This is a genomic window from Parahalioglobus pacificus, assembly GCF_014652275.1.
Classification (GTDB): domain Bacteria; phylum Pseudomonadota; class Gammaproteobacteria; order Pseudomonadales; family Halieaceae; genus Parahalioglobus; species Parahalioglobus pacificus.
The window spans coordinates 616,639-629,510 of sequence record NZ_BMYM01000002.1 but is presented as its reverse complement, the minus strand read 5'-3'; the positions used below and the strand labels follow the sequence as shown (position 1 = coordinate 629,510).

Here is a 12,872-nt window from a genome sequence, read left to right as displayed (position 1 = left end):
CCGGGCAGAAAACTCCAATGCAAGACGTTTATCTGTATGACGCCATTCGCTCGGCGCGCACCAAGGCCAAGGACAGCGGTGGCCTGCATAGCCTGACGCCGCCGGAACTGCTGGCCCAGCTCTATCGCCACCTGGAGCAGCGCATACAGCTGCAGCCCCATCGTGTCAGCGAGGTAATACTGGGCTGCGTGACCCAGCAAGGGGAACAAGCGGCCAACATCGCAAAAACCTCTGCATTGCATGCCGGCTGGCCCGCATCCGTAGCCGGCCTGACGGTCAATCGCTTCTGCTCTTCCAGCATTGATGCCATTGCCCTGGCTGCAATGAAAGTGGCAACCGGACACAGCCGCTGCATTGTCGCCGGGGGTATCGAAATGATGTCACGTGTTCCGCTACTGGCGGACAAAGCCCGGGTATTTGCCGACCCCGGCTACGCCGTTGCCAACCAGATGCTGTTAATGGGCAGTGGCGCTGACCTGATCGCGACACGGGGCGATATGTCGCGCGAGGCGGTGGATGCGGTGGCACTACGCAGCCAACAGCGAGCAGCAGAAGCTCAGGCAAAGGGGTATTTCACGTCCATCGTTCCTATCACGACAGACGCCGGCGTCGTGGATACCGACGAATGCATACGCGCGGATATGACCGCCCAGCGCCTGGCAGCGCTACCGCCTGCCTTCGCCAAGCTAGGAGAAGCCTATGCCGATAAGGTGCAATTAGCGGCCTATGGTGAGCTAGAGCAGATACGACATGTGCACACTGCCGGCAATTCGCCTGCGATGTGCGACGCGGCCTCGGTCGTTGTTCTCGGCGATGCCGCGCTCGGCGAGCAACTGGGTATCGCGCCCCGCGCGAAACTGGTCGCCAGTGCCACGGCCTGCGGTGAGCCGCTAGAAGTCCTGGCAGGCTGTATCGACGCCAGTCGGACGGTGCTGGCGCGCGCGCACGTGACCACTGACGATATCCAGCTTTTTGAGATTCACGAGGCGTTTGCCGCCACCAGCATCAAGGTGGAGCGGGAAATGGGGCTTGAAGACAAGCCGGTGAACGTGAACGGGGGCGTGATTGCGCTGGGCCATCCCATGGGTGCGACCGGGGCGATTATGACCGGCACCCTGCTGGATGAAATGAATCGGCGCGACCTGGAACTTGGTCTGGTGGCAGCCAGCGGCGCCGCCGGTAGCGGCAGCGCTCTGATCCTGCAGCGCTGTTGAAGAGCTGTTACTGCCCGGCTGACCCGGCAGCCAGCGCATCAGCAGCGGACGTCACCGTCACTTCGCCCGCTTCACGGGGCAGGTCATCAAACAGGAAACGGCGGGCGTCGGCCTTGCGAACCACATCCTGTGCAAACTTGCTCTCGAAGTAGGACAGCACAACCACTGCGGTGATCATGTGCTGACGCAACACGTTCATCGCCTCTGGCAGTGGGTCCATCAGACAAAGTTCATCCTGATAGTCATAGTTGATGCCTTGCTCTGGCGTGCCCAGCAGGTCGTACCAGCTGTCGGCATCGCCCTCATCGATGTTATTCAGCACCATATAGCATCCCAACGCGTCCGGGTTATCCATCCAGGCCAGCGCTGCCGCAGGGCCGGCGAAGCCCGTGTGTGAGCCATTCGCCAGGGTGACCAACTCACCGCCGGGGACCACCGCAGGGATAGGCGCTGCATTCGTGGGATAGGGCACGATAGCGTCAAGATCGCCCGCCAACATCAGGAATGGTACGTCATTGAAGCGGTAAAAATCGGGCGTAAACAGTGCGGTGGGGCCCGCAATCGACAAGGCCACCTTGATGCGCGAGTCCGCCCACTCGGGGTGGAAAGCCGCCAGGGTGCTGGTAAGGCCACCCAATGAAATGCCAGTGACACCCACGCGATCAGCATCAATCAGACCCGATAGGGCATTATCACTGGAGGCTGATCGCGCCAGCAACGTATCTATCAGGAAGCTGACATCCGCAGGCTGGTTCACCACATCCTTCACATTGGGGCCACCGGGCGCATTCATGTTGGTGAGGGGGTAGTTAACCGCCACTACCACATAGCCATGGCTGGCCAGATGCTCTGCGATGTAAGCCCCGCCCTCGCGGCTAGAGGTAAAACCGTGGCTGTAGACGATCAGCGGGACCGCGCCGGTTTCACCCTGTGGATACCAGACCTTGCCGTCCAGCGTGCGCTCTGGAGCACCCGCGTAATCACCATTGGCATCGGTGGGGCGGCTGCTATCGACAAACGCTTCTTCGAAGCTTGCCACGGTGTAAGGGCCTGTCTCCAGCCACAGGGCACTCTGGCTACCTTCAGGAAAGGGCTCCGGCTTATTGCCTGAAACCAGAAACCCAATACCAACCGCGGCCAGCAAAATGATGCCGGCCAAGATCCACAGTAGTTTTTTCATTGTGTACTCCCCCAGAAAGCCGCTTCATTATGGTCGCGGGGACCGTAAGTCACCAGCCCCGATCGGCTGCAAGAGCGGCTAACACCTCATCGGTATGCTCACCCAACTGCGGCGGCGCCTGATCATATTGCACTGGCGTGCGCGACAGCTTGATGGGATTCCCCACCAGTTGCAGATCAGTGTTTAGGGGGTGCGGCACGTTGACCTGCATCTCGCGGGCCTGAATCTGCTCTTGGGCGAAGACGTCGGCCACGGTATTGATGGGCCCTGCTGGCACGCCCGCTTCTTCCAGCAATGCCAACCACTCATCGCGATTGCGGTTCAGAAGCTCGCGCTGAAGCAGGGGCACCAGCGCATCCCGGTTGGCAACCCGATCCGCATTACGCGCAAAGCGCGGATCTGTACCCAGCGCCTCTAGTCCGAGCACACCGACAAAGCGCTGGAACTGGCCATCGTTGCCTACAGCGATAATAAGGTGACCATCCGCCACGACAAAACTCTGGTACGGAACGATATTGGGGTGCGCGTTGCCCAGCCGGGTGGGGTTCATGCCACCCACCAGGTAGTTACTGGCTTGATTCGCCAGGGTGGCCGCCGTGACATCGAGCAAAGCCAGATCCACGTGCTGACCAAGCCCTGAGCTGCGCCGCTCGGTCAGTGCGGCAAGAATGCCAATGGTGGCGTAGAGTCCGGTCATGATGTCGGTGAGCGCCACGCCCACCTTTTGCGGCCCAGCGCCTGGCTCGCCATCGGCGACACCGGTAACGCTCATCAGACCACCCATGGCCTGCACTAAAAAGTCATAACCCGGCCTGTCTTTTAGCGGGCCGGTCTGGCCGAAACCTGTGATCGAGCAGTACACAATACCCGGGTGCTTTACGGACAGTGTGGCGTAATCCAGGCCATAGCGAGCTGCATCACCCACCTTGAAGTTTTCGATCACCACGTCGCATGTGGCCGCCAGACGCTGCAACTGGGCCTGGCCTTCCGGGCTCTTGATATCCACACACACAGAGCGCTTGCCCCGGTTGGTGCTCATAAAATACGCCGACTCAGCCGTTGCATTACCGGCCGCATCCGGCATAAACGGAGGGCCCCAACTGCGGGTGTCATCGCCCTGCCCCGGGCGCTCGATCTTGATCACATCGGCGCCCAGATCGGCCAACAGCTGACTGGACCAGGGGCCGGCCAGCACCCGTGAAAGGTCCAGCACCTTAAGACCGGTGAGCGCTCCCATCAGAAGGCGGGTATGTCGGTCTGGGTGCGTCCAAGGATCAGGGCATGCACGTCGTGAGTACCCTCATAGGTGTTAACCACTTCCAGATTCACCATATGACGCATAATGGGGTACTCATCCGAGATACCATTACCGCCCAGCATGTCCCGGGCAGAACGCGCGATATCCAGCGCCTTACCACAGCTATTGCGCTTGATCAGTGAGATCAGCTCCGGTGCGATCTGGCCCGCATCCATGAGGTGTCCTGCACGCAGGCAGCCCTGCAAGCCCAGTGAAATCTCGGTCTGCATATCTGCCAGTTTGAGCTGCACCAACTGCTTGGAGGCCAGGGGCACACCGAACTGGTTGCGGTCCATGGTGTAGTCGCGCGCGGTGTGCCAGCAGGTTTCCGCGGCGCCAAGTGCACCCCAGGCAATGCCATAGCGCGCGTTGTTAAGACAACCGAAGGGTCCCTTCAGGCCTTCAGTGTTAGGCAGCAACTGCTCCTCAGTCACAAACACCTCATCCATCACGATCTCGCCGGTGATGGATGCACGCAATGCCAGCTTGCCCTCGATCTTGGGCGCGCTGAGGCCGGGCATGCCTTTCTCGAGAATGAAGCCGCGAATCTTGTCGTCATCCGTCTTCGCCCATACCACGAACACGTCGGCAAAGGGGCTGTTGCTGATCCACATCTTGGCACCGCTGATGGCATAGCCGCCGTCAACGCTGCGCGCACGGGTGACCATGCTGCCGGGGTCAGAACCGTGGTCAGGCTCTGTCAGGCCGAAGCAGCCAATCCACTCACCAGTGGCGAGCTTGGGTAGGTATTTCTCGCGCTGTGCTTCATTGCCATAGGCATAGATGGGGTACATCACCAGAGAGGATTGCACGCTCATCATGGAGCGATAGCCAGAGTCCACGCGCTCTACTTCGCGGGCAATCAGGCCATAGCTGACATAGTCCACGCCGGGGCAGCCGTAGCCGTCGATGGTAGAGCCCAGCAGCCCTAACTCGCCCATTTCTCGGAATATCGCGGGGTCGGTTTCCTCAGCGCGAAAAGCATCTTTAACACGAGGCAGCAGCTGATCCTGTGCGAAGCTGCGCGCACTGTCGCGCACCATACGCTGTTCATCCGTCAGCTGTTGCTCCAGCAGGAAGGGATCCTGCCAATTCAGTTTCTGCCAGCTCTTACCCGCTGCCATTGCGCCTCTCCACGGTTTGTCAGTGTGGCGCGCAGCCTAACAGCCCGCTTTAAATATATAAAATATATGTTTTTTATCTTTCTCATAGTTTTTGTATATGTAGAATCGACGCCATGGACCTGCGAAAGCTCGAAATATTCACCGTGGTCGCTGACACCGGCAGCTTCAGCCAGGCGGCCCTGGCGCTGCATATGGCCCAGCCCGCTGTCAGCGTTGCCGTGCGCAAACTGGAAGAGTCTTTGGGCGTGCGCCTGTTCGACCGCAGCCAGCGCCAGGCGCGGCTGACCCCCGAGGGGCGCGAGGTGCTGCAGCGGGCACAGCATATCCTGCGCGAAGCACAGGAACTGCAGCGCAGCACCGATGCGCTGCGCGAAATGCTGTCAGGTGAAGTCTCGTTGGCCTGCCCCTCTATGCTGGCCACCTACTTCCTGCCCGATCTTCTACTTGAGTTTCTGCAGGACCACCCCGGTCTGACAGCCTCCATTACCCAGGCAGGCACCACCGATATCGAAGCGCTGCTGCAGGATGAGCAAACCGAGCTGGGCGTGGTGGCGCAGCCTGTCGATAGCCTCGCAGATTTTGAGTCGGTGGTACTGGTCGAGGAGCCCATTGTGCTGTGCGTTGCCGAGGATCATCCCTGGTCGAATCGATCCAGTGTCACCGCGCAGGAGCTGCACGGCGAGGCGATGGTGGTCTACGAGAGTGGCTATTACGTGCGCCAGGCATTGGACACCCTCTGTGCCGGCGCCAGCAGCCAACCAGACTTCAGGATGCAATCCAACTTCTTGCCCATGCTGGTGCGCATGGTCAAACAGGGGCTTGGCGCAACCGTGGGTCTTAAGCTAATGGCAGAGGCTGAGCTAGGGATTGTCGGGCTGCCCCTCGAAGGCGCCCCTTCACTCACGCTCGCCCTGGCTAAACGGCACAGCCGGCAGATATCCGTTGCGAACCAGGCCTTTTTGGATTGGGCGGCGTTCAAGTTATCATGAGCAATTGAACAAGAAGGCGACAATCGTTTAAGCCATGTCCACCCTCTACGACTTCAGTCGCCACCTGGCTGAACTATTCCCGCGCGTGGGCACACCCGCCTTTGCCTCGGAACTGGTGGGTCTATTGAAATCCCTGATCCCCATCGAGGATGCGACCATCATTGTTTACGAGGGTGGCAACCTGCCGGTGCTTGAGTATTTCGACCTGATTCGGGATACCGGCAGCACCACGCTGGACCGCTACCTGCAAGGCGCCTTCCTGCTAGACCCCTTTTACCTGGCCGCTGCCCGCGAACAGCGCTACGGCGCCTTCCGGTTGCGCGACCTCGCACCCGAGGGTTTCAAGGACAGCGAGTACTACAGCAGCTGGTACCGCAAGTGCGGCTACAAGGATGAGTGCGGCTACATATTTCCGCTGCGCAACGAGGGCTTTGTGAACATCGCACTGGGCCGTACCACGCCACGCGCCACATTCAGCAAGGCGCACATGGCCGTGCTGAGAGACATTGCACCGACTATCCAGGCGCTGTGCCACGCGCACTGGGCCGAGCCCTCACACCGCGGTACGGGCCCAAACCTGCGTGCGCAGCTGCACAAGGCTTTGGACGGCTTTGGCTCCAGTATGCTGACCGAGCGCGAATCCCAGGTTATCAATCTGGTCTTGCACGGGCACAGCACCAAAACAATCGCCGAGAAGCTGTCTATTTCGGTAGAAACCGTCAAGCTGCACCGCAAGCACGCCTATGCCAAGCTGGAAGTCAGCTCACAGGCGGAGCTGTTCTATTTATTCCTGGACGCCTTGATGAGTGCCAAGGATTACGATGGCGGTGATACGCTGGTGGCTTATCTGCAGCCGCCTGAGTCACGCCGCTCCGACGCTCACTGACACGCACCACCCCCTTAAGAATCGATCCCACACGCCATGTCCAATGCCGCCAATTCCTCACTCGCCCCATGGATGCAAACCACGCTGCGGGAGGGCTTTGCCCACCTGAACGCAGGGCGTATCAAGGAGGCCTCCGAATGCTGCAAAAAGTTACTCAGCGCCAAGTCGGATCTGGTTGAAGGCCACTTCCTTGTCGGGTTGATCTCGCTGGAACTCAAACAAACGGGCAACGCGATCAGAGCATTCGGCTCGGTCACTAAGTTGGATGCCACTCACGGCGCTGCCTGGGCGAACCTTGCGCGCCTGTTCATGCAGGCAGGACAGCCGGCGCGAGCTGATCGTGCGTTAGCCGAGGCGGTAAAGCACCACGCCAATGACCCGACTGTGCAGGACGTAATCAGTAATGTTTACGGCTCACTGGGAGATCAAGAAGAGGCCTCACTGTGGATCTCGCGTGCGCTTGAAAAAGAACCGGACAACGTCGCCTTCCTGGTGAACCGGGCGAATAACGAAATGTTTCTAGGCCACATGTCAGGCGCAGAAGACGCGCTGAATCACGCACTGAAGCTACGTCCGGGCAATGCCAACGCCCACTGGCTGCTCTCAAACCTGCGCAAAGCCGAGGGGCACGAGCACGTGATAGAACTGGAACGCCTAGTCAAACAGGAGCGGCGCGATCCCCGAGCCCTGGCTTTCCTTTACTACGGCCTTGGAAAAGAGCTGGAAGACCTGAAGGACTGGGATGCCGCCTTTGAGGCCTTCGCAAAGGGTGCAGCGGCACGCCGCAGCGTGATGGAGTTTGACGAGGCCGCCGAGGTGGAGATGTATCAGGCCTTCGCAGACACCTTCACCCAGGAATGGATGGATTCACCGGGTGAAGGCGATGACGCGCCCTCCCCTATTTTTGTGGTGGGCCAACCGCGCACGGGCACTACGCTGGTTGAACGCATCATCACCAGCCATTCGCAGGTACATTCCGCGGGTGAACTGCGCCAGTTTGGCACCTGCCTGCGCCGGCTTACCAACTACAGCGAGCCCGAAAGTCAGTCGGCCAGGCTGGCCGAGCTGGCCGCTCAGGTAGACCACCAAAAGCTGGGAGCAGCCTACCTGCAGACCACCGCCAAGATGCAGGGTGACCTGCCCAGGTTCGTGGATAAACTGCCGCCGAATTACCTCTATATACCCTTGATCCTCAAGGCCCTGCCCCGGGCGAAGATTGTGCACCTCAGGCGCAACCCCATGGACGCTTGCTTCGCCAGCTTCAAACAGCTGTTCGCTGATGCGTATCCCCACTCCTACGAGCAGACCGAAATGGCCAGGCATCACGCCCGCTACTACGACTTGATGGCGGTCTGGCGAGAGCGCTTTGGCAACCGCTTCTTCGACATCTCCTACGAGGAGACGGCGTCCAATCTGGAACCCAATGCGCAGGCGCTTATCGAGTATCTGGAACTTCCCTGGGAGGACGACTGCCTGGAGTTCCATAAGCAGGATGCGGCAGTGACCACCGCCAGTGCTGTGCAAGTGCGCCAGCCCGCGCACACCGGTTCTATCGACCGCTGGCGCCGCTACGAAACACAGCTGGCCCCCATGCGCGCGGCGCTGGAGGCCGCAGGCATTCCCCTGGTGGTTTAACCCAGCCGTTGTCTCACTACCCCTTTAGGGGTAGCCTCACGGTCAGTGGCTTTTACGGCGTCCTCTTTCGGCATACTCTCGGTCTCGACGCTATGGACCCAAGCGGCATAGACCGAGTAGTGTTCATAGAACGATAAAGCAACACGACGGATAGAAGTGCGCCTGCAGAACACTTTACAGAAACGTCGACAGGGAGACCTACATGACTAAGCCCGAGAACTCACTCACGAGCCGACCCGCGTCCAAAACGCGCTTGGCCACAGCAGTCTCTGCTGCCTTACTCGCCAGCTTGACCGCAGAAACGGCAAGGGCACAGCAATTGGAAGAAGTCATTGTGACTGCGACCAAGCGTGCAGAATCCGTACTGGATGTATCGGTCTCTATGACAGCCATGAGCGGCACCGAAACACGGTTACTTAACCTCAATGACATCAAAGACCTGATTCAGTTCACACCGGGTATCACCGGCAACTCCAAAGACTCCTTCCTCGATACTATTTCGGTGCGAGGTATACGCACCAATCTGTTTGGTAACGGCGCAGAGCCCTCCATCGGCTTCTTCATGAACGGTACCTACCAAGGTCGTACCGGGTCAGCCGTTAGCGGCCTGTTTGATGTAGAGCGTACGGAAGTCCTGCGTGGACCACAGGGCTTCCTGTTTGCACGTGGCGCAGTAACAGGGGCCATCAACGTAATTACCGAGAAGGCGACCACTGACGACCTGAACGGCTTCGCGGAAATTGATGTGGGTGAGCGAGGCGTGTTCGTCTTTGAGGGCGGCGTGAATGTACCTATCACCGACAACTTCGCGATGCGCATCGCCGGTTTACATACAGAGGAAGACGGCTACGTTGAAAATCTGTTCGGCGGCGATGACCTGATCGAGCACGACAACGACTCGCTCCGCGTGAGTTTCAACTACACCACCGAGAAGTTCAACGGGGACCTCATCCTTCAGTACGACGACCGAGACCAATCAGGCTCCGTTTACCGCGTAACGGGTGAAGGCCCGAACTTCAGCAGCGGCCCAGGCCTGTTCCTCAATGGAGGTGAGCCCTGGAACGTGGGCGACAGCCGCAACGTGAACGTCAATGATGAAGTAGGGAGTCGAGACGAAACAGAAGTGAGCGCCTTCACCTTGCTGATGGACTACGATCTGGGCTTCGCAATGCTGTCGTCGCTGACCCACTACAAAGACCACGACTATGAGTACGGTGAAGACTTCGATGGCTTGCCGATCACCCTTTTCGAATATGAGCAGTTCCAGTCTGGCGACTATTTTGAAACCGAGTTACGCCTGACGTCTCAGACTGACGGCCCATTGGACTGGTACGCCGGTATCTCTTATTACGAGGAGGATATCGAGACGACCTTCGGCAATATCCAGTCTGAAGACGTCTATTGCGACCTTTATCTCAATTACTATTTGTATGCCGGCCAGGCTTATCGTGGCTGTCAGGCCTATTACAACTACGCCGGTTACGATTTCACCCCATCCACCAATGGCCTGATCAACGATTACAACGAAACCAAAGGCAAGTACGACGGCTACTCAGCCTACGTAGAGGTGGGTTATGCCTTAAGCGAGCAGTTCGATATTGCAGCGGGTGTACGCTATCAGGAAGACAACCGTGATTATTCCAACGAGCGCCTGGCCGACCTCGGCGGCTCTCAGTTCTCCGGCGGCGTGCAAGGCCAGCCTGCAACGCCAGATGGTGTATTGTCCGCATCTGACAGCTGGAGCGACACCACGTTCCGTTTGGTCGCCAACTGGCGCCCGAATGACGACACCCTGTTGTTCGCATCGGTCGCCACCGGCTACAAGCCCGGCGGCTTCGACACCTACGGCTTCCAAAATATCGCCACCGGCGAGACTTCCGAGGGAGAGGCATTACGTGGGGTCGACGAACCCGCCAGCTTCGACGAGGAGACGGTCACTTCTTATGAGGTTGGCTATAAGGCCGCGCTGGCCGATAACCGGGTGCAAGTGGCTCTGACCGGCTTCCTGTACGAGTACGAAGACCTGCAGTCCTTCTTTACTCAGCCTAACCCTGTTGGCGCCGGCTTCCAGACAGTCGCGGGTAACGTCGGCACACTCGATGGCTGGGGAGCGGAACTGGAAGTGTCTGCAGCACTGACAGACAATATCAACCTGCGCGTCGGTGCCTCGTGGCTGGATTCAGAAGCCAACGATGTTCAGGCCTTCTGTGGTGAAGCTGAGAACCTGGGCGGCACACTGGATGACTGTGAGGGCGAGAAACTGCCGTTGGCTCCAGAGTATACGGCTTTTGCCGTGCTCAACGCGGTATTCCCCATGGGTAACGGCGAACTGTTTGGTAACATAGCCTGGTCCTGGGAGGACGATATGCGCGGTGACTGGATTCCGCCCAGCCTGGCCGAGCAGACCATCAACACTATCGACCAGACCGATATCATCCTGGGCTACCAAACCCAGAGCTGGTTCGTCAGCGGCTATGTTGAGAACGTGTTCGACAACACCTGGGATGACGGTACGTTCGGTGAAGGCTTCGATGGCACGGCTTACCCACAGTATGTGTTTGGCCCCGCGCGACCGCGCACGGCCGGGGTGAGGCTGGGCTACAACTTCTAAGCCCACCTCTCATCTATTCACGCTTACAGGCCCGGTCACATGACCGGGCTTTTTTGTCTAGGGTGATTGCATGAGTATTACCCGCAGGGATTTCGTTAGCGGTGTCGCAATGGGTGGCACCGCCCTGTCACTGAGTCCGCTGGAGGCGGCGGCGAAAGGGCTATTGCCCAGCCACGCCCTTGGCCCTGACTATTACCCCCCGGCCCTCACCGGCATTCGCGGCAGCACCGATGCTGCTTTTGCAGCCGCCCACGCCCTCGCGCGCGAGGGAAAGCGATTTGCCGCGCCAAAACAGTCCCCAGAATCGGACTACGATCTCGTTGTGGTCGGGGGCGGCATATCCGGTCTCAGCGCCGCCTATTTTTTCCGCCGACAACACGGGCCTGAGAGCCGCATACTCATCCTCGAAAATCACGACGATTTTGGCGGCCACGCTAGGCGCAATGAGTTCACCGTGGATGGTCGGGCCATGATCGGCTACGGGGGCAGCCAAACACTGGATACGCCCTCAGCCTATTCGCCTGAAGCCAGCGGCCTATTGAAAGCGCTGAGATTCAATCTGGATGGATTCTACGAGTACTTCGACCAGGACTTCTTCAGCAGCCGGGGCATGAAACCCGGCATCTACTTCGACGAGCCTACTTTTGGGCGGCGCGCGCTGGTGGACAATATGCTGGAAGGCGATGGGCTTTCCGAAGAGGCCGTGCTGGCCGCTGTGCGCGCAATGCCACTCAGTGAAGCCGACCAAAACGCCTTCCTCACTTTGTTCGCAACTGAAGATGACCTACTGCCAGGCCAGTCGCTGGCCGAGAAAGAAGCGCTGCTGCGCAACATCAGTTATCTGGACTTCCTGAAACAATACGCGGACATGACAGACGGCGTATGTGCCGTACTGCAGGATACCTTCCTGCCAATGCTGGGCGTGGGTTGGGAGGCAGCATCTGCCTGGGAAGCCTTGGAGTATGAATTCCCCGGCACCCGGGGCTTGGGCTTTGAAGCCAAGCAAGTGCGCGAGGAACCCTATATCCACCACTTCCCCGACGGCAACGCCAGCGTAGCGCGAGCACTGGTACGGGAGCTAATCCCGGGGGCTATACCGGGTAGCACCATGGAAGACCTGGTGCTGGCAAAAGCCAACTACTTGGCTTTGGATTCGGAGAAGAACCCGGTGCGTCTCCGCCTGAACAGCACCGCTGTCAACGTCACCCACGATGAAAGGGGCGAGCGGGTAGGCATTACCTACGTCAACAATGGCAATCGCTATCTGGCGCGCGGCCGACATGTGGTACTGGCCTGTTACAACAACATCATCCCCTACCTCTGCCCGGAAATCCCGCGGGCACAAGCTGACGCGCTTCGCTATGCCACCAAAATACCCTTTGTGTTAGGCAGCTTTGCGATTCGCAACTGGCAGGCCTTTGCCGACAGCGGATACCGCATGATGTACAGCCCGGGGGATGTGATGTTCAAACGCCTCAGCCTGGATTTCCCAGTGAGCATGGGTGGCTATGAGTACAGCCAGAGCCCTGATCAACCGACCGTCATCACGGCCTGGTACTCGCCCACCGCACGCGGCCTGGACAGCCGCACACAGTACCGGGCGGGGCGCGCGAAAATGCTGGGCATGAGCTACATGGACTTTGAGCAGGATATCGTCGGGCACCTGAATGGTATGCTGGGCCCTTATGGCTTTGATGCAGAGCGCGATCTGGCGGCCATCACGCTCAATCGCTGGGCACACGGCTACGCCTATGAATTCGAAGGCGTTGGTTTGCCAGCACAGTACAACCGATTCAACGGTCCACATATCGCTGGCCGCGCGCAGATGGGCCGTATTTCAATTGCCAATTCTGACTCAGAGGCCTACGCCTACGTTGACGGTGCGATAGACGCCGCCTATCGCGCAGTCTCCGAGCAACTTGCCGCTACCTGAACC

9 protein-coding genes are annotated in these 12,872 nt (G+C 59.1%); 6 read left to right on the top strand and 3 right to left on the bottom strand.

Annotated elements, in window-relative coordinates; all coding sequences use genetic code 11:
• Positions 1-17: 17 nt before the first annotated feature.
• Positions 18-1,214, top strand: coding sequence for an acetyl-CoA C-acyltransferase (locus IE089_RS11625; RefSeq protein WP_189477977.1), 1,197 nt, complete (start codon positions 18-20; stop codon positions 1,212-1,214).
• A gap of 7 nt (positions 1,215-1,221) precedes the next feature.
• On the opposite strand, the gene IE089_RS11620 is transcribed toward IE089_RS11625, so the two are convergent.
• Genes IE089_RS11620 through IE089_RS11610 form a run of 3 tightly spaced genes read right to left on the bottom strand, consistent with a single transcriptional unit; the run spans position 1,222 to position 4,815 of the window.
• Complete coding sequence (locus IE089_RS11620) at positions 1,222-2,394, bottom strand: alpha/beta hydrolase family protein (RefSeq protein WP_189477976.1); 1,173 nt, start codon at positions 2,392-2,394, stop codon at positions 1,222-1,224.
• A gap of 49 nt (positions 2,395-2,443) precedes the next feature.
• Complete coding sequence (locus IE089_RS11615; RefSeq protein ID WP_189477975.1) at positions 2,444-3,631, bottom strand: CaiB/BaiF CoA transferase family protein; 1,188 nt, start codon at positions 3,629-3,631, stop codon at positions 2,444-2,446.
• Positions 3,631-4,815, bottom strand: coding sequence for an acyl-CoA dehydrogenase (locus IE089_RS11610; protein ID WP_189477974.1), 1,185 nt, complete (start codon positions 4,813-4,815; stop codon positions 3,631-3,633). Before IE089_RS11610 ends, IE089_RS11615 begins: the two co-directional genes overlap by 1 nt.
• Positions 4,816-4,928: 113 nt before the next feature.
• Here IE089_RS11610 and IE089_RS11605 point away from each other — a divergent pair, with 113 nt between their 5' ends.
• The 5 genes from IE089_RS11605 (at position 4,929) to IE089_RS11585 (ending at position 12,869) form a co-directional block, all read left to right on the top strand.
• Positions 4,929-5,804 carry a LysR family transcriptional regulator gene (locus tag IE089_RS11605; protein ID WP_189477973.1) on the top strand — a complete coding sequence of 292 codons (876 nt, stop codon included), beginning with the start codon at positions 4,929-4,931 and terminating at the stop codon, positions 5,802-5,804.
• A 34-nt stretch (positions 5,805-5,838) separates the two neighbouring features.
• Positions 5,839-6,690 (top strand): helix-turn-helix transcriptional regulator, encoded by an 852-nt coding sequence (locus IE089_RS11600; RefSeq protein ID WP_189477972.1) that lies wholly within the window; start codon positions 5,839-5,841, stop codon positions 6,688-6,690.
• A 36-nt stretch (positions 6,691-6,726) separates the two neighbouring features.
• Positions 6,727-8,325 carry a tetratricopeptide repeat-containing sulfotransferase family protein gene (locus IE089_RS11595; RefSeq protein WP_189477971.1) on the top strand — a complete coding sequence of 533 codons (1,599 nt, stop codon included), beginning with the start codon at positions 6,727-6,729 and terminating at the stop codon, positions 8,323-8,325.
• Positions 8,326-8,527: 202 nt separating this feature from the next.
• A complete protein-coding gene (locus IE089_RS11590) occupies positions 8,528-10,936 on the top strand; it encodes a TonB-dependent receptor (protein WP_189477970.1) in 2,409 nt (802 codons plus the stop codon).
• Between the two features lie 70 nt (positions 10,937-11,006).
• Positions 11,007-12,869 (top strand): NAD(P)-binding protein, encoded by a 1,863-nt coding sequence (locus IE089_RS11585; protein ID WP_189477969.1) that lies wholly within the window; start codon positions 11,007-11,009, stop codon positions 12,867-12,869.
• Positions 12,870-12,872 lie beyond the last annotated feature (3 nt).